The following is a 17,757-nucleotide window of genomic DNA, read 5'->3' as shown; positions in this document are numbered from 1 at the left end:
GCTTAAAGCTCACGGCATCTCGCCGCGAAGAATACCGGCGGTGATGGTTCGACCGTCAGTAGTGTCCGAGAAGCCCCTCCCGACGAGCTTTCCGGCTCGCGAGGACGAAACAGTAGTAGCCCGCGAGAAGGTACGCCACGCTGACGACCGTCAGGATCGCGAGCTCTGACGCCGGGAGCTCCCAGAGCCGAACCCCGTCGCTCATCGCGACGCGAGTGAGATAGCTACCGTGTGCGACAGGGAACAGTTTCAGCCACTCGAGGCCGCCGACGGGTGCGGCGATCAGGGGAACGAACCCGAACTGGACGAGCTGGAACAGGTTCTCGAGGCGCTTGTAGACCAGTGCGAGGCCGGCAAAACAGAAGCCGATGCCGATCACGGAGGCGACCGTCAGCGCCGCCAGCGGGACGACGGTGACGACGTCGAACGTGAGCCACCGGCCGGAGATTCCCATCATCGCGAAGAGTAACGCAGCGCCCCACAGGAAGCTCAGACAGACGTTGATGGCGGCTTTGACGCCCATGACAGTGCCGAATCCGTACGGCGACATGAACAGTCGCTCGAGAGTGCCCCACTGGGCTTCGCGGGTGACGTTCCAGGCCAGTCCGGAGTAGGCGGTGATCGCCAGCGTAAACAGGAAGAAACCGACGATGATCCCGTCGAGCGTGTCGGTGATGGCTGGGCCGGCGACTGCCTGCCCGCCGAAGAAGACTACGAGGAAGAAGATGAGCATCGTCAGAAACCGCGAGAGAGTGCTCAGCGGGTACCGGAGGAGTAACACGACCTGTTTTCGGGCAACGACCCACAACAGCGGGAAAATCGAGCTATCGGGGATCGAAACCGGCACGCCAGAGTCACGCCGGGTTCCGTCGCTCACCGTCGGTCACCTCGCTCGAGTTCCTCGCCGGCGTCTCGGGCCGGTTCCGCTCCGCCGTCTCTCGCCGGCTCGCCGTCCCGGGACGGACGCGCCGGCGAACTCGAGTCAGCCGGACTCTCGGCCGTGGAACGCTGCCCGTCCTCGGCAGTGAGTTCGAGAAACACGTCCTCGAGATCGGGCGTCACCGACTCGACGTCCCTGAGCGGGAGGTCGTGTTCCCGAAGCACGTCGATTACGTCGTAGAACTCGTCGCTGCCGGTCGCGGTGAACGAAATCGTCGTTCGACGGCGGTCGTCCCGTTTAGCCGTCCACTCCGCGTCGACAGCCGTCTCGAGTCGGGTCCGTGCCGCCGCCGGAAGTACGTCGTCGACCTCGATCCGGTACTCTTGAGAGCGAAACACGTCGAGCAGGGCGTCGACCTCGTCGTCGGCGACGACCCGCCCGTTCTCGAGGACCAACACGTGGTCACAGATGTCTTCGATCACGTCCATATCGTGGCTGCTGACCAGAATCGTGACGTCGTCTCGGTCCGCGAGTCGTCGGATCTCCGCACGCAGCTCCAGGGAGGTCTCGACGTCCAGGCCGAGCGTGGGCTCGTCCATGAACACCACGTCCACGTCGCGGGCCAGCGTCGAGGCCAGCGACACCTTCTGTTTCATCCCGCGGGAGAGCTCGTTGACGACCGTCTCCGCCCGGTCAGCGAGCCCGAACTGCTCTAGCAACGCGTCGTGACGGCCGCTGACGGTCGAGGGGGAGTCACCACCTAGTCCGGCGAAGAACGCGAGGTTCTCCCGGACCGTCAACCGCCAGTAGACGTTCCGTGCGCCCTCGAGCATCGCGCCGACGCGATCGTAGGCCCGCGTCGGCTGGCTGTGTACGTCGATGCCGTCGATCTCGACGGTTCCCGCGTCGGGGACGATCAGGCCGAGCAGCGACTTGATAGTCGTCGTCTTGCCAGCGCCGTTCGGTCCGAGCAGGCCGACGACGGTGCCGCGTTCGATCTCGAAGGAGACGTCGTCGACGGCCGTCACCGCGTTCTCGCCGCTGCCGAACGTCTTTCGCAGTCCGTCGAGGCGGATTGCCGGAGGTCCGGCCTCTCGGCCGGGCCCGTCGGATCGGGTCATCGTCTCGTTCGTTGGATACCCGACGGTCGGATCGTGGTTAGGTGTTGGCATCTGGCAGGCTGCCGTCGGAAGCGAGTCCCGGTCACGTGGTCGGACGAACCCGAACGCTGAAACCACCCGCATCCCACCACACCCCTATGGGAACCCCACGCGAGACGCGGCAGGAACAGGCCGAGGACATCACCGAGCGCCTCGAGACGGAGTACCCGGACTCGACGATTTCGCTGCGGTACTCGAACCGACTCGAGTTGTTGATCGCCGTCATCCTCTCTGCACAGTGTACGGACGAGCGGGTGAACCAGGAGACCAAACACCTGTTCGAGAAGTACGATGGGCCGAAGGACTACGCCGAAGTCCCGCAGGACGAACTCGCTGAGGATCTGAACTCGATCACCTACTACAACAACAAGGCGGGTTACATCAAAAGCGCCTGTGAGGCGATCGCCGAGAAACACGACGGTGAAGTGCCGGATACGATGGACGAACTGACCGACCTCTCGGGTGTCGGCCGCAAGACGGCGAACGTCGTCCTCCAGCACGGCCACGACGTCGTCGAGGGGATCGTCGTCGACACGCACGTCCAGCGACTCTCACGACGTCTGGGACTCACCGAAGAGAAGCGTCCGGAACGTATCGAAGAGGAGTTGATAGAGATCGTTCCAGAGAGCTACTGGCAGCAGTTTACTCACCTCTGTATCGACCACGGCCGTGCGGTCTGTACGGCGCGGAACCCGGACTGTAGCGACTGCGTATTGGCCGATATCTGCCCGTCCGAAAAAAGCGATAACGAGATCGACCTCGCTTCGGGCGAGCCCTGGTGAGGTCGTCGACGATCGCCAAACGGCGACGCTGACGATCGGGGGGCCGACCCTCGCAAGCCCAACCCCTTTTGTTCGCTCCCCGGTACCGTCGGCCGGGACCATGACCGACGACACCGAGCCAGACGAGACTAGAACAGACGAGCACGGCCGAGACATCGAACTCGCCAACGAAGAGACACGGGACGAAGCGGACGAAGAACAGCTCACCGAAGAAGAGATGGAAGCCCGAGAACGCGAAGACGAGGAGCGACGACGGCAGGACATCGAACACAAGTCCGACCAGCGCGAAGCCGAGGCCCTCGAGAACACGAATCCACACCACCACCGCGACGAGGAACCGTACAATAGCTAACCCAGCGATTCAGTGCTCTCGAGGTGTTCGTCAGTGACGACGAGTGTCTCGAGTCCCGATGGAGCAGCGGTGATCGTGACCTCTGCGCCGAACGAGACCGTATTGATCGCTCGCCCGTCAGCGAGGAGAGTCACGTCGCCTTCGTTGCGCTCGAGGGTAAGCGTCACGTTCTCCGGGAGGACCCAGCGGCGAGTGTTGGTGACAAACGGTGCGATGGGAGCGGCGGCGACGGCGTCGACGGCCGACGAAAGCAAGGGCGCGTCGACGGCACTCGAGTAGCCGTGACTGCCGGCGGGTGTTGCGACGACGACGCCGTCGGCGCGAAAGGTTGCGACCTCGCCGTCACGGGATCGGACGCCGTACTCCGAGATGCGAGCCGGTTCGTCGGTGACGAGCGCGACGTCGAACAAGGCTTGGGTTAGTTCGTCCCAGCCAGTACTCTCTACCTCGAGTAGCGAGCGCTCTCGGACGGTTGCCTCGCCCTCGAGGACGGCTGCGAGAGCCGCGGACAGCCGATCGGGATCGATGGCGTCGATTCCCGTAACCGGGGCAACTGGAAGCACGGTCGCGCGTTCGCCTACGCGAGCGACTGCAGAGAGCCCGCTATCGCCCCGGACGACCAGTACTGACGGGTCCGTCGACAGAACGTCTTCGAGGTCGCCGGTGGCGACGGTCCCGCCGTACGGTTCGACGACGGACTCGAGATCGTCGACCTGCAGTTCCGGCGTCGGTGTCGCCTCCTCGTCCGTGAGGCATCCGACGACCGGCTCCTCGCCGGGGACCCACGTAGCGGAATCCATACGAGAGGATTCACGAGGGCCGGGCAAAAGCGTACGGTTGGCTGGTGCTGGACGAAGACGCGAAGACGGTCCGCCAGGAGTGGTCATACGGTCTGCTGTAGGTCATTTCGGACGCGACCGCAAGAGCGCGCGGTCGCGTCGGTACATCGGTACAGCAGCCCGTCTCATACGGATTACTGTAACGATTTACCGGCGCAACCGCCGCCCGGGTCGCGGTTGTGCCGGAAATGACTTACAGTAAACCGTATCAGTCGTCGTACGGCCAGCCGCCCGTAATCCGCATCCCTTCCGCGAGGTTTTGGTCCTCGAGATCGGAAGCGATCGCCTCCGGCGACCGGTGTTCGACCGTCCGGTCCTCGCTCGCGAGGTCGACGACCAGTGCGGTCAGCAAGATGGCCTGTTCGCGGAGGTCGCGTTTCTCGAGTTTGTCGAGGGTGTCCGCGAATGTGTGGCCCCAGCCGCGACCGACCTCGTCTGAAGTCGATTTGACGTGGTAGCCGGGGACACCCCACTGGACGAACGGCCAGTGGTCGCTGTGAGGGCCGAGTTGCGGCACTGTCTGCATCGGATGGTCGTACTCCTGGGAGACGGCGTCGACGGCGTCCTCGAGACCGTCGAACCCGTGCGTGTAGAACTCGAGTGTGCGGTCACGGACCACGCCGTCGTTGTTGACGATCGCCGCAATCGAGTCGTGATCGGTGGTCTCGGAGTGATACGAGGAACCGACGAGGCCGACCTCCTCGGACCCGTAGACGACGAACTCGACTCTGGTCTCGAGTTCGTCCTCACGTTTTGCGAGGGCGTTCGCGAGCTCGACGACCATCGCCGTTCCCGCGCCGTTGTCCATGGCACCCTCGGCGATGTCGTGGGCGTCGACGTGGCTCGTCACGAGTACGCGGTCGTCGGTGTCGGGGCCGAGTTCGGCGTGGACGTTCTGGCTCGTGGCGTCGTGAACGTCTGCGTCGACGCGAACCTCGATCTCTTCGCCATCGTAGCGGCGGGCGAGACGTGCGCCGACCTCGCTCGAGACGCCGACGGCTGGAATGTCACCGATCGGATCGTCCGCGGTGCCGACGCTACCGGTCGGCGGAAGACAGCCCTCGACGTGATTGCGGTAGACGAAGGCTGCTGCCCCGTTCTCGACGGCGTGAGAGTACTTCTCCCGGCGGTGAATGTATCGCTCGTAGTAGTCGGGGATGTCGCTGCGAACCATTGCGACTTTCCCCTCGAGGTCGGCCTCCTCGAAGTCGGCTGGGAGCCCGTAACCCAGATCGACGAGCGGTGCGGTTGTCGCATTGTCGGGACTGCGCGGAAGTGCGATGCATTCGAGTTCTTCTCCGCCAGCCAGAACCTCGCTGTCGCCGCGAGTCCAGCCCTGGACGTCGAACGTCTCGAGGCGAGCGTTTCGCGTGCCAACTTCAGCGAGCGCATCGCAGGTCAGCTCTGCGGCCTCGCGTTCGCCGTCGCTTCCTGCCATTCGAATGCCGACATCGACCAGCCCCTCGAGGTGGGTCCAGCCAACGTCACTAGTGAACAAATCACTGATCCAGGTCGTCATGGGGGATGCGTGGAACTGGGGTGTGGTAACTGTACCGCTTTTTCGATTCGAAATGGCTGTGTGTGCGTGTCGATCGAAACGTCGTGTCGTCGTGATGGCTTATTGGTGACACGATGACTGCCGAAAGTCACTGGCAACTGAGAATCTTTTTTACCCTAGTCGCTCTCGAGAAGCGTATGCGGGAGACGCTTGCCGAATGGCGGCCGGCCATCGACGAGGCCATCGAGGACCTCGTCCCCCGGGAGATAGACGACGAGTACCTCGAATCGTTCTTCGGCGAGGCGACCTACAAGTACGATACAGCGGGGCTCCAGCGTGCGCTTGCGGACCCGTTCTGGGAGCTCCTGGATCGGGGCGGCAAACGGTGGCGCGCCGTCCTCTTTCTGGTCTTCGTCGAAGAGTTCGGAGAAGACCCCGAAGAGTATCTCCCTTACGCCTGTATACCAGAAATTCTCCACAACGGGACGATCATCGTCGACGACGTCGAGGACGGCGCGACGAAACGACGCGGTCAACCGGCTCTCCACCACATTTACGGACAGGACATCGCACTGAACGCCGGCAACGCGCTGTATTTCTTGCCGCTGAAAGTCCTCACCGAAAACCCAGCAGGTCTCCCGGCCGACCGGCGACTGGCCGCCCACGAGATGCTGACGTGTGAACTCAACCGAACCCACCTCGGCCAGGGAATGGACATTCGCTGGCACAACGAAGGCGACGCCGAGATCAGCACCGACGAATATCTCGAGATGTGTGCCTGCAAGACCGGCTGCCTCGCTCGGATCGTGGCCCGACTGGCCGCGATCATCACCGACCAGTCCGCCGCGGTCGAAGATGCACTCGCCAACTACGCAGAACTGACCGCCGTCGCTTTCCAGATCGGCGACGACATCCTGGACGTCGAAAACTCCCTCGGTCGCGCCGGCGAGTTCGGCAAAGAGTTCGGCAACGACGTCCGCGAAGGCAAGAAGACGCTGCTGGTCATCCACGCCCTAGAAGAGAGCCCGTCCGCGGACGCAGCCAGACTCACCGAAATCCTCGAAGCCGACGAGAACACCGACGAGGAAGTACTCGAGGCGCTTTCGATCCTCGAGGACGCAGGCAGCATCGAGTACGCTCGCGAGCGGGCACTCGACCTCGCTGCACGAGCCCGCACAGAACTTGACGCAGTCGACCTCGGCGACGAGACGACTCGAAAACTCGAGGAGTTTACGACGTTCGTCATCGAACGCGACGAGTAACCGTCGTGACCGCTGGCGGTCGGGCCCGGCACGGCCGCCGGGCGAAGCACGGTTGCGCCGACCGACCGTCGGAACACTGCTTTCGTACGGACTGCTGTCCCGCTGTCCCGGCGCGACCGCAGGCGGGCTCGCGGACGCACCGGAACTGGCTGACAGCAAACCGTCTCAATCACTCGTCGAACTGTAATCGTTTCGTCGTCCGGACGAGTGGGTGTCGTGCGTAGTCGACGACCTCGATGTCGTCGATCTGCGCCAGGTTCTCCTTTGCTGCCGTCCGGGCCATCCCGAGATCGATCTCGTGGTCGATGACGATTACGTAGGCGTCCATCTCGTCGATCTCGAGTTGATCCGCTGCGAGCACGCGATGGTGGCCGTCCGCGAGCAACAGCGTCCCAGCGTTGTCGATGACCACCAGCGGCTCGGCCAGTCCACGCTCGAGTTCGTATTTCCGCCCCTCGAGCTCGTCGGCGTACACGCGCCCCTGGGTCGGAGTGAGAGTCGCAATCGGGACGGTCCGTCGTTCCTGCTCGAGGTCGACGCCGTGAATCTCTTCGAGCGTTCGCAACAGCTTTCCGACTTTTTCGGGAGTCGCCCGCTCGATCTGGCTCCGGATGACATCTGCGTTCGAGATGATGCCCACGAGGTTGCCTGCGTCGTCGACGACGGGGAGTTTCTGGACGCCCGATCGGAGGATGACGCGTGCAGCGTCGGTGACCTTCATATCAGGATGTGCGACGAGCAGGTCCGTCGTCATCACCTTGAATATCGGCTCGTCGTCGGCGGCACGCAGCAGGTCTCGAGCGCTGACGAACCCTTCGACGCGACGGCGTTCGCAGACTGGAAAGCCATTGTGTCCTTCACTTTCGGCGATCCGCGTCGAGACTGCCTCGACCGTCGCGTCGGGCGAGACGGTGGCGACGTCTCGAGTCATGTACTCTTCGACCTGGGGTTTCGTCCGATCCGACGCAACCTCCATGCTCACCACTACTGGGACCGCGTGCAAAAGTACTGCGTACTGTGTCAGCTACCAACCTCTGAAGGGGTTGGCTTGTCAGTGGGACTCCCGAGTTTCGCGCTCCCGGCCCGAAAGTCCCTCGTCCCTGACTTTCTAATCAGGGACGTTCTCAGGCGACGATCAGGCAGGAAGTCGGAGGGACTCTATCAGCGCCCCCTGACTCCGGGGCTGGCTGACGGACAGCCCGTCTCACCGACCACTTCTGGGTCTGTGGGGCGTATTTCACGATTCGAGCTGGAGTTAAATCAAGCCTACGCGCTTCCTCCCACCGCTAAAGCGGGTGGGCTTTCGGGCTGTTACTGCTGTGATCTCCCCACGGACTGAAGGTCGCGGTATCCGGCCACCGAATAGCCGATCTACGATCGGGGGCGATGTCTCTGTGCTATCGGGACACGCGTCCAGGTCGAGAACGTCGTCCGGGCCTCCGGCCACGCTCAGCGTCGCAATCGGTCGATCACTCACGGCATGTTACTGTCCGTCTCGATTTCGACTCTGACTCTGATTCCCGAGCACGTGTTGCTGTGTGTCTCCCACCCGTCAGACGGATTGCTGTAACTAGTTACCGCCGATCGCCAGAACGCGGTCGGCGATCGGCGGTAATTGAATACAGCAAGCCGTATCAGTCACCGCGCTCCGTGGTCGGATTCCGAACCACGTCGACCGCGTGGGGGCCGTCGTACTCGAGTACCGCTTGTTCGATGTCTTTCGGGACGAGACTAGCGTCACCGAGACTCTGTGGCTCTTTCCCGTCTGGTCGGCGGTCGATACGGCATGCAGCGGTCGCGACGAGGTGGTCGCCGTGTGAGGCCACTTCGAAGTACCACTCTTCCGAATCCGTCTCACAGCACACGAGAAGCAACGGATTCTCGCAGGGGTGTCGCGGCTCCCGAAACTGAACTTCGTTCGACCGTTGCTGGGAGGCCGAATAGCGATTCATCGTCCTCCCCCACGTCGTATACGTCGTCTTCCTGCGCATGTGCTGGCGATACACGGTGGCAGCGGTCTTTTTGAGAATCCGTAACGGGCCTTTCTCGGTTTCCGTGCTATCGTCTTTCGTCATAGTTTGTTCTCGTGAGTACGTCCGCGTGGATCGAGCGAGTTGTCTATCGAATCGGCCCAGTAGGCGGGCGGTATCGTAGTCTTCGGTAGCGCTTGCAAAGGGTCAACCGCTTCGGGTTCGAATTCTGGCACGTTCCTGACAGAGACGAAAGAAAGCCGAGCACATCTCGAGGAGTTACCGGATCGACTTATGTACGTTGTGCTACACTAAAACAGCGGGAGCACCATCGCTGCGAACTCGTAGTCGTAGATGTGGTTCAACATCAGGTTCGTGACGACGCCGAGAACGAGACTGAGAATCCACGTTCCAGCGGCGATGCGACCGATCCGTGCGTGGGCAGTGTTCCGGAGTTCCGCCGGGGTGTGTGTCAGCCCGAGCACCAACGCGTAGAGGACGACCGGCACCGCCACGATCGAGAGGACGATGTGGACCGCGAGCATGAGCAGGTAGGCGTACCGGATCAGTTCTGGCCCTTGGAACAGTTTCTCGCCGCCACCCCCGACCCGGATCAGGTAGACCACCAGAAACAGCAGGATCAGCGCGAACGCACCGACCATCGCCAGCCGGTGTTTTTGCACCTCGCCCGCACGGATCCAGTACCAGCCAGCGGCGAGCAAGACCGTCGCAGCCGCGTTGATGACGCCGATCACGTGTGTGAGCAGGTTGATCTGTGCGTGAGTCAGGTCGGGATAGATCGGCACGTCGAGAAGGAACGTCCCGATGACCAGCACGTAGCCGACAATCGTCAGGAGAACCGTTGCACCGATCGGTCGTTCCCGGAGCCGACGTTTTGCGTCCGCAGTTGCCATTGTCGGCCGTTAGAAGAGTAGCTGTATTTGTCTTGCTGTTCCGGACAGTGTCGACCTGTCGCTTCCGCCCTACTGCGATCGATTGCGCCGCTGCTCGAGCGCCTCGAGTACGTCCGACCGACTGGTGTATCCGAAGCCGACCGCGTCACAGCCCAGGCACGTCCACTGGTACTCGCCTCTGAATCCCCGGATCGTTACGACGTTCTCACAGTCGGGACAGCGTTTGCGACGCCGAGACTCTCGAACTCGCTCGAGGATGTCGGCGACCGTCCTGTGTTCGCTCATCGACTGCTGGTTCGACCGCGGACTTGTAGGCCTTCTCGTCCTCGCCAGCGGTCACGTACCAACGCCTCTCCCAGACGGGGGCTGTACCGACGTTCCGGTGCAACCGCTTTCGATCGCGGGTGTGCCGACAACGACGGACAGCAAACCGTCTGATACGGATCGTCGGAACGTTTTACCGGTGATCGCTACCTCGTTCGAGCGATCACCGGTAAAGAATTACAACAGACCGGCTGAGACGAACGAGTGATGGGAGAAGACCGACGGGGCGAACTCGTTCGTCATCTGAGCGTACGTTCTTTCTATCCCGTGTTTTTCATGCCGGCGGCGATACCCTTCACCGTCAGCCGAAGGGTCCGTTCCTCGACGTCGGTCCGGTGGGTCTGATCGAGCAAGTATACCTGCAGCAGGTTCAGCGGATCGACGTAGGGGTTGCGCCGCTCGAGGTTCTCGCCCAGCCAGTCGCGGGTGTGTAGCTGGTCGCGCTGGCCAATGGTCTGGATCAGTTCGACCGCACGTTCGTACTCGTCGGCCACGCGGGGGAAAAACCGCTTGCGAAGGTCCTCGTCGGCCAGTTCCGCATACATTTCGGCGATCCCGAGTTCGGTGCGAGACAGCGACAGCGCAGCGTTATCGAGCGTGGTCCGGAAGAACGGCCACTCGTCGTACATCTCCTGGAGCGTCTCCGTCGAGCCACCGGCGTCCAAGTACGCGTCGATTCCGGCCGCAACCGCGTACCAGCCCGGCAGAATGCACCGACACTGGGTCCAGGAGAACACCCACGGAATCGCCCGCAGGTCTTCGACCGTCCGCTCGCCGGACCGGGATGCCGGTCGCGAACCGAGATTGAGGTTCTCAATGACGGTGATCGGCGTCGCTTGCTCGAAGTACTGGACGAAGCCGTCGCTCTCGAGGAGGTCGCGGTACTCCTGTCGGGCGGCATCGGCCATCGTCTCCATGGCGTCGACCCACTCCTCGCGGACCTCCTCTTCGGGCTGCTCGAGAGCTTGTTTGCGCGCTCGGAGCTGTGCGTTGAGCATCTGCTCGATGTTTCGTTCGGCGATCTGGGGGTTTCCGTACTTTTCGGCGATCGCTTCGCCCTGTTCGGTGAACTTGACCTGGCCCGTGACGGTGCTGTTGGGCAGAGCGAGCAGTGCCTCGTTCATCGGGCCACCACCTCGGGAGATGGAGCCACCTCGGCCGTGGAACAACCGCATCGTCACGTCGTAGTCGTCACAGATCTCGCCGAGACGACGCTGGTTCTTGTACAGCGACCAGTTCGCCGCGAGGAAGCCGTTCTCTTTGTTCGAATCCGAGTACCCCAGCATGATCTCCTGAGTGTGGTCACGGGCCTCGAGCGCCTGGGCGTAGGCTTCGTTCTCGAACAGCGTCCCCATGATCCGCCGCGCGCCGGAGAGGGCGTACTCGGTCTCGAGCAGCGGTACCACGTCGATCCCACAGTGTTCGGGCAAGGAGACGACGCCGGCCTGGTCGGCGAGAAAGAGGACTTCGAGAACGTGACTCGGCTCCTCGGTCATCGAGATACAGTAGGTATCGATCGCCTCGACGCCGTACTCGGCCTGCCAGCTCCCGAGTTCGGCGAACAGCCGGAGCACGCGAGAGGTATCGTCGGAGAAGCCGTCGGTGTCCTCGAGATCGAGGACGGGTTCGTCCTGGAAGATTGCGTCGGTGAGAAACTCGACGCGTTGTTCCTCCGAGAGGGCGTGGTAGTCGATTCCCTCCTCCTCGAGTGCCTCGGCGATGGCTCCGGTGTGTTTCTCCTGGTGTTCGCGCAGGTCCAGGCTGGCAAGCGAGAAGCCGAAGGTCGCAACCCGCCGCCGGATCGGATCGACGTGTGCATCGACGACGCGTTCTGAGCCGTTGTTTCGCAGGCTCTCGGCTATCAGCGCGAGGTCTTCGAGGAGGTCATCGGCGTCGTCGTAGCCGCCGGGCCGAACGTCGCCGACGCGATCCAGCCGCTCGCGCATGAGTTTGAGTTTCTGTCTGTATGGTTCGTCTGGATACCGCTGTTTGGCAGTCCGGGCACTGCCGGGAAGCCGTTCCAGGTCATGTTCGAGCGACGCCTCGAACGCCGAGCCGGCGTCGATCCGGCTCCCATCCTGGCTCAGCACGCCCGAGAGTCGCTTGAGCTGGTCGCGGTACTGTTCCAGGATAATCGATCGCTGCCGTTCCAGGGTGTTCGCAGTTACCTCCGGCGTGACGTAGGGATTGCCGTCGCGGTCGCTGCCAGCCCACGATCGGAACTCGAACAGTTTCGGTATCTCGAGGTCGCCATCGACTTCCTCGTCGATCGCGTCGGCGAGTTCGTCGTACACTTCGCCGACGACATCGAACAGCGTGTTCTCGAGGTACCACTGGACGTTCCGGGCCTCGTCTTCGGGTTCGGGTTGACGATTTCTGACCTGGGGCGTCTGCCAGAGGCTCGTCACCTCGGCGTCGATGTCACGCCACATCTGGGCTTTCTCTTTGTCGGTCAACAGCCGTTCGTCGAGCGCCTCGAGGTGCTTCGAAATCGTCCGGAGCTTCGCCTTGACGGTCTTTCGTCGGGCTTCCGTTGGGTGAGCGGTGAACGTCGGCTCGATCAGGACGTCGTCGAGCACCTGCCGAACGGTTTCGGTGTCTTTCTCGCTGAGTTCCTCGGCGACCGTCTCGAGGCTGTCTTCTAGTGTTCCGTCCTGGGAGTCGGCCCGGATCGATCTAACTCGTTCGCGTTCCTCTGCGAGATTGATCAGTTCGAAGTAAGTCGTAAATGCACGCGCGACGGTCTGTTGCTGGTGTGGCGAGCGATTCGTGAGTTGCGAGACGATCGGTTCGCGGGACTCGAGATCGCCGGACCGGTACTCGATCGACCGTTGCCGACACGATTCGACGGTGTCGAACGCGCTTCGGGAGGTCTGGTCTTTGATCACCTCGCCGAGCAACGCGCCGAGTTCGCGGACGTCCTGTCGGACGCCCCTGTTGTGGAGTTGCATATCACGGGAGACGTAGTGGAGATGTAAAAATCCCTGGTGAAGTTTACTATTGCCACCGCCTTCTCGGTTCGGCGACGGCAGATAAAGATGATCTGTGTGGTATATAACGTTAAATCACGTAATTTGCGTCCGAGGGTACGGCACCAACCCGTGTAACAAAAACGTTTTTTCAGTTTGTAGTTTTCTGATTCGGGACCCCGTCTCGAGCATCGTTTCGATCGTGGGTCGACACACCGAGCGGCGTCCGATACGCTCAACTGCGTTCCGATCGAGACGCCACTCGAGAGCGATGTCGGACGCGTTCGGACGGGCGTTGCTGGACCACTATCGGGGCCAGCGGGAGGACCCGCTGTACCAGCGTGACGGCGACAGGGTGTTGTCCCATCCGGTCGAGGACTTCTACTTCGGCGAGTTCGAGGCCGAAACGGACACAGGATGGCTCGAGTCACACCTCGAGGGGTCGTTGCTCGACGTCGGGGCCGGTGCCGGCCGGGACGCGCTGTACTTCCAGGCGCGGTTCGAGACTGTCGCACTCGAGGTCAGCGAGTCGCTGGTGACGCTTCTTGCGGAACGTGGCGTCGAAGACGTTCGCCACGGCAACATGTTCGACCTCCGCGAGACGTTCGACCACGACCGGTTCCGGTCGGTCCTGATCGTCGGGACTCAGTTGGGGCTCGCGGGGTCGATGGCGGGCCTCCAGGCATTGCTCGAGGACCTCGCAACGATCACGACGCCGGCGGCGACGGTCGTCGTCGACGGCTACGATCCAACGTCCGAGAGAGCAGACGAGATGCTGGGATTCCGCGCCGATCCGACACCGGGACTGGCCTACCGCGTGCTTCACTACGAGTACGCCGACCTGGTCGGCGACACCCTGTTCTTCCGACTGTTCAGCCCCGACCGTCTCCGTGAGGCGACGACCGGCACCGACTGGATCGTCACGGAGGTTCGCCGACCACGCGACACCTACTACTACCGGGCGTCGCTCGAGAAGCAATGACGTTCGACAGCCCTAATCGTAGCCTGGCTTTATTCTCGTCGGTGTAGAACGTCGGGTCGGCGAACCACCGCCGCCAGCAACTATGCCACAGCACGTTCTCGTCCCGGTCGACGGTTCAGACCACGGCTTTGCCGGCCTCGAGTACAGCCTCGCGTCGTTTCCCGACGCCGCACTGACCGCACTCTACGCCGTCGATCCGACCCACGACCACGGAGCGACCGCCGGGGGCGACCCTCCGTCGACGGAACGGGCCCGCGAGCGCGGCGAACGTGTCCTCGAGCGGGCGGCCGGCCGGGCCGACGAGTACGGCCACGATTCTGGGTTCGAGACACTGCTCCGGACCGGAACGCCACACACGGAGATTCTATCCGTGGCTGCCGACGACGACCGAGGGATCGACCACGTCGTCCTCGGCAGTCACGGCGAGTCGCAGATCAAGCGACCGTTTCTCGGTCGCGTCAGCGAGGCCATCGTCCGCCGTGCCCCGGTGTCGACGACGGTCGTCCCCGAGTCGACAACGGCGATGCGAGAACGCGAACTACCTGGGACGGCCCTCGTGCCGGTCGACGGCTCCGAACAGGCAGACGCGGCACTCGAGTACGTGCTCGCGCAGTTTCCCGACGCCGACCACGTCGCCTTCCACGCCCTGTCGCTGCCGTTCGATCGCCCGCGATCCGACGTCGCAGGGACCTACCTCGAGAAAGTCGTGACCGCTCACGAGCGACGCGCCGAGGAGATCCTCGAGTCGGCGACGGAACTCGCCGACGATCACGACGCGACGATCGAGACGGCAACCGGCGACGAGAAGCCGGCGGCGGCGATTGTCGAGTACGCCGAGACGGAAGGCGTCGACCAGATCGTCATGGGGAGCCACGGTCGGTCGCTCGCCGCACGGCTCCTGACAGGGTCTGTCGCAGAACGGGTCGCCCGTCGGTCGCCCCGGCCAGTAACGCTAGTCCGGGGGCGTCCCGGCACAATATAACGTCGAGATTACGACCGCGACGACGCTTGCCGAACCAGGACAACCTCGGCCGGCAACCGCCAGACCCGTTCCGATCGGCCGTCGACGACCCGAAAGCCGGACTCGAGAAGCGTCTCCCTGACGTAGATCGGCCGACAGTCGACGGTCGTCGGAAACCGCTCGTGAATCCACTCGTAGAGTTCGGTTACTGGGCCGGGACGGCGAGACAGCGCCACGACACAGAGCCGTCCGTTCGGCTCGAGGACGCGTCGCCACTCCTCGAGAACGGCGGGGAGTTCCACGGTGTCGAACAGTTCGAGGACGAAACTCGCAAACAGTGCGTCGAAGGCGTCGTCGGGAACGGGCAGCGTCGCCGCGTCGCCCATGACGACGGCGCCAGGATCGACGCCAGCGTTTGCAAGCGCTCGCCGCGACGACCGGCACATGCCCGGCGCGAGGTCGATCCCGACTGCAGTTCCCGCCGCGCCGACGGCTCGAGCGATCGGGACGAGTGCCGTGCCGGTCCCACAGCCGACGTCGAGAATTCGTTCGCCGTATCCGGGGTCGAGCAGCCGTAGACCGCTCTCTCGTGCCGGGGCTTCGAACGAGTCGGCAACGAGATCGTACCAGGCGCTCAGGAAGTCATACCAGTCCCTGGCGGCCGCTTTCGGTCGGGAAACGGGAGCGATTGGGGCTGGCGGGAGGTCGTCGCTCACTCGTCAATCTCGACGTGTTCGAACAGCGGTTCGAAGTCCGCTGGGAGCTGTCCCCGTACCTTCTCGACGTTACCGGGCGGGACGACATCGGCGACGACGGCGAGCAGTTGCTGTGCGTGATAGTTCGCGTCCGCCCGATCGACGCCTTCACGTTCGGCGACTCGGTCGAGAAATTCCTGGTAGTCGAAGCGCTGTCCGTGGTTTGCTTCGGTCAGGTAACGGTCGATCTCCATCGGGAGCGGGCTAGCGAGGTCCGTCGCTTCGCCTGCTTGGAGACGTTCGCCGAGCGTCGTCAGGACTGCGCGGCTCGCCTTGACGGCCGGACCGAACTGTGCGTACTCGAGTCTGTGCTGGACCTGTCCGACGAATTTCTTGTAGTTCATGTAGGGTCCTCCGTGGGCTGGCTACGTCGTCTCGACGGCTTCGCCGTTCCCAGCAGTGACACGTGAACGGCTAGTCTCGAGTCGAGACAGTGGACCCACGTCGGTCGATCGGATAAAAGTACGACGCCCAGGCAACTGGCGACTGGCCCAGAGGCGACGCTCTCGAGCGACTGCGACGTGGTTGGCCGATCCTATACCAACGTTGTGCTTCACTGCATCTGCTTGCCGGTGCTTACACGGCGATATCACCTTCTCGAGCCCAGAACCAGAGAAGTTCGCCCGTCGACGAACGCTCTCGCCATCTGTGTTCGCCGCCGTTACCCGAGATAATCGAACCGGTAGCAGGCGACGGTTCGCACTATCTGCCACATAACAATCCGGTGAGTCGGTCTGTGTCTCGGCACACACCGATGAAGCGACGAACGTACCTCACGACGACGACGGCGACTGTTGCTGGTCTCGCTCTCGCGGGCTGCATGGGTGACGAGGCCGACGAAGAAGATCCCGCGGACGTAGACGGCGACGACGAGTACGACGAGGAAGAAACGGAAGAAGGAACGGAAGAAGAAACAGAAGAAACAGAAGAGACGGCGGGAATCCTCGGGACCTTCGACGACTTCGAGGACCTCGAGCCCTGGGGCGCGTTCCAGGACATCGGTTCGATCGGAGCCGACCCGGAACGCTCCTCTAGCGGTTCACAGTGTGCACGACTCGAGCCGAGCGAGGAGGACGGGCAGGTCAGGGTTCGTCGTTCCCTGGACGAACCGATCGACGTCCGCAACGTCGCACCCGGACTCGCGATGACCGCCAGCGACCGCGGGATAGTCCGAATCCAGCTTCAGGACGAGGACGGCGATTACGTCGAGTACAGCCAGCAGGTGATGGAGGACATGCCGCTGACGCGCAAGAACTTCGGCCTCACGCGCGTCCGTGGTGAACCCGACCTGAGCGAGGTCTACGTTCTCCAGATCATCAGGTGGTTCGGCGACGACGCCGAGGGACAGTTGTGGGTCGACGACTTCCATTTCGTTCCCGACGTCGACACCGGGAAGGTCATGCTGCAGTTCCACGGCGGGTACGAGTCTCAGTACACGGAAGCGATGCCGATTCTCCAGGAGTACGACCTTCCGGCGACGGCGTTCGTTCCGACCGACCGACTCCGTGCCGACGTCGCGGTCCAGGGCGACCGGCTCACCTACGACCAGGTCGGCGAACTCGCTAGCGCGGGCTGGACGATCGGCAGCCAGTCCGCACAGGGCGTCCACCTCGGCAACGCGAGTTCGAACGAACTCGAGTCGACCGTGACGGACCCGATCGACTGGCTCGAGGAGCAAGGGTACGAAGACGGCGCGCGGTTCTTCGCGTACCCGGGCTCAGAGTACACCGAGGAGTCGTACGAACTCGCCCAAGAGAACTACGACCTCGCGTTCGCGGGACAGGCCGAGTGTCAGGGGTACGCCAGTAATCCACACCTCTGCTCGGTCGTGTCCGATCCGGACCCCGATGACGTGGCAACCAAACTCGACTGGACGGCCGAACACGGCGGCATCACCTCGCTCGCGTTCTACGCGCTCGAAGACGAGAGATCGATCACCGCAGTCGAAGAAGCTGCCGCACGGATCGACGAACTCGTCGGCGAGGGCGAACTCGAAGTGATCACGCCCGCCGAGATGGCCGACCAGTACGTCTACGAGGGCTGACACGGCCCACGCACCTCGTCCGGCAGACTCACCTCGAGTTCGTCGCACGTGCGGCATCGCCAGAG

17 protein-coding genes are annotated in these 17,757 nt (G+C 63.0%); 6 read left to right on the top strand and 11 right to left on the bottom strand.

The features are described 5' to 3' along the window. Window positions 1–55 precede the first annotated feature (55 nt). Both NATGR_RS02180 and NATGR_RS02175 read right to left on the bottom strand, forming a co-directional pair. On the bottom strand, window positions 56–877 hold the full coding sequence (locus NATGR_RS02180) for a hypothetical protein (RefSeq protein ID WP_005576438.1): 822 nt from the start codon (window positions 875–877) through the stop codon (window positions 56–58). Continuing rightward, entirely contained in the window at window positions 874–2,052 is a 1,179-nt protein-coding gene (locus tag NATGR_RS02175) for an ABC transporter ATP-binding protein (protein ID WP_005576440.1), read from the bottom strand. Before NATGR_RS02175 ends, NATGR_RS02180 begins: the two co-directional genes overlap by 4 nt. Window positions 2,053–2,138: 86 nt before the next feature. On the opposite strand from NATGR_RS02175, the gene nth reads away from it, so the two are divergent. Both nth and NATGR_RS02165 read left to right on the top strand, forming a co-directional pair. Next, a complete protein-coding gene (gene nth / locus NATGR_RS02170) occupies window positions 2,139–2,822 on the top strand; it encodes an endonuclease III (RefSeq protein WP_005576442.1) in 684 nt (227 codons plus the stop codon). A gap of 100 nt (window positions 2,823–2,922) precedes the next feature. Beyond that, window positions 2,923–3,174, top strand: a complete 252-nt coding sequence (locus NATGR_RS02165; protein ID WP_005576444.1) for a hypothetical protein — start codon at window positions 2,923–2,925, stop codon at window positions 3,172–3,174. Here NATGR_RS02165 and NATGR_RS02160 read toward each other — a convergent pair. Next, window positions 3,171–3,974 (bottom strand): NAD(+)/NADH kinase, encoded by an 804-nt coding sequence (locus NATGR_RS02160; RefSeq protein WP_005576446.1) that lies wholly within the window; start codon window positions 3,972–3,974, stop codon window positions 3,171–3,173. The genes NATGR_RS02165 and NATGR_RS02160 overlap by 4 nt on opposite strands. A 247-nt stretch (window positions 3,975–4,221) precedes the next feature. After that, window positions 4,222–5,532, bottom strand: coding sequence for a M28 family peptidase (locus NATGR_RS02155; RefSeq protein WP_005576448.1), 1,311 nt, complete (start codon window positions 5,530–5,532; stop codon window positions 4,222–4,224). 176 nt (window positions 5,533–5,708) lie between these two features. On the opposite strand from NATGR_RS02155, the gene NATGR_RS02150 reads away from it, so the two are divergent. After that, on the top strand, window positions 5,709–6,773 hold the full coding sequence (locus tag NATGR_RS02150) for a polyprenyl synthetase family protein (RefSeq protein WP_005576450.1): 1,065 nt from the start codon (window positions 5,709–5,711) through the stop codon (window positions 6,771–6,773). A 169-nt stretch (window positions 6,774–6,942) separates the two neighbouring features. On the opposite strand, the gene NATGR_RS02145 is transcribed toward NATGR_RS02150, so the two are convergent. The 5 genes from NATGR_RS02145 to ppc all read right to left on the bottom strand — a co-directional run bounded on the left by NATGR_RS02145 (window position 6,943) and on the right by ppc (window position 12,932). After that, the gene (locus NATGR_RS02145; protein WP_005576452.1) at window positions 6,943–7,749 is read right to left on the bottom strand and encodes a CBS pair associated ParBc domain-containing protein; all 807 of its coding nucleotides are present in this window, start codon (window positions 7,747–7,749) and stop codon (window positions 6,943–6,945) included. A gap of 658 nt (window positions 7,750–8,407) precedes the next feature. Beyond that, window positions 8,408–8,848 (bottom strand): hypothetical protein, encoded by a 441-nt coding sequence (locus tag NATGR_RS02140; RefSeq protein WP_005576454.1) that lies wholly within the window; start codon window positions 8,846–8,848, stop codon window positions 8,408–8,410. Between the two features lie 206 nt (window positions 8,849–9,054). Next, window positions 9,055–9,657, bottom strand: a complete 603-nt coding sequence (locus NATGR_RS02135; RefSeq protein WP_005576455.1) for a DUF420 domain-containing protein — start codon at window positions 9,655–9,657, stop codon at window positions 9,055–9,057. 69 nt (window positions 9,658–9,726) lie between these two features. Continuing rightward, entirely contained in the window at window positions 9,727–9,942 is a 216-nt protein-coding gene (locus tag NATGR_RS02130) for a hypothetical protein (RefSeq protein WP_005576457.1), read from the bottom strand. Between the two features lie 299 nt (window positions 9,943–10,241). Then, the gene (ppc, locus tag NATGR_RS02125; RefSeq protein ID WP_005576461.1) at window positions 10,242–12,932 is read right to left on the bottom strand and encodes a phosphoenolpyruvate carboxylase; all 2,691 of its coding nucleotides are present in this window, start codon (window positions 12,930–12,932) and stop codon (window positions 10,242–10,244) included. Window positions 12,933–13,221: 289 nt separating this feature from the next. On the opposite strand from ppc, the gene NATGR_RS02120 reads away from it, so the two are divergent. Beyond that, the gene (locus NATGR_RS02120; RefSeq protein ID WP_005576464.1) at window positions 13,222–13,932 is read left to right on the top strand and encodes a class I SAM-dependent methyltransferase; all 711 of its coding nucleotides are present in this window, start codon (window positions 13,222–13,224) and stop codon (window positions 13,930–13,932) included. Between the two features lie 82 nt (window positions 13,933–14,014). Beyond that, window positions 14,015–14,914: a universal stress protein gene (locus NATGR_RS02115; RefSeq protein ID WP_005576466.1), complete on the top strand. Its 900-nt coding sequence runs from the start codon at window positions 14,015–14,017 to the stop codon at window positions 14,912–14,914. 8 nt (window positions 14,915–14,922) lie between these two features. On the opposite strand, the gene NATGR_RS02110 is transcribed toward NATGR_RS02115, so the two are convergent. Continuing rightward, entirely contained in the window at window positions 14,923–15,609 is a 687-nt protein-coding gene (locus NATGR_RS02110) for a class I SAM-dependent methyltransferase (protein ID WP_005576468.1), read from the bottom strand. Next, entirely contained in the window at window positions 15,606–15,992 is a 387-nt protein-coding gene (locus tag NATGR_RS02105) for a DUF2267 domain-containing protein (protein WP_005576470.1), read from the bottom strand. The genes NATGR_RS02110 and NATGR_RS02105 overlap by 4 nt, the downstream gene beginning before the upstream one ends. 410 nt (window positions 15,993–16,402) lie before the next feature. On the opposite strand from NATGR_RS02105, the gene NATGR_RS02100 reads away from it, so the two are divergent. Next, window positions 16,403–17,692, top strand: a complete 1,290-nt coding sequence (locus NATGR_RS02100; RefSeq protein ID WP_005576472.1) for a polysaccharide deacetylase family protein — start codon at window positions 16,403–16,405, stop codon at window positions 17,690–17,692. The last annotated feature ends 65 nt before the right edge of the window (window positions 17,693–17,757 follow it).

Source organism: Natronobacterium gregoryi SP2, from assembly GCF_000230715.2.
In the GTDB taxonomy this organism is placed as follows: Archaea; Halobacteriota; Halobacteria; order Halobacteriales; family Natrialbaceae; genus Natronobacterium; species Natronobacterium gregoryi.
Note: the sequence above shows the minus strand (reverse complement) of the source record. Positions and strands in the feature narration are given on the sequence as shown.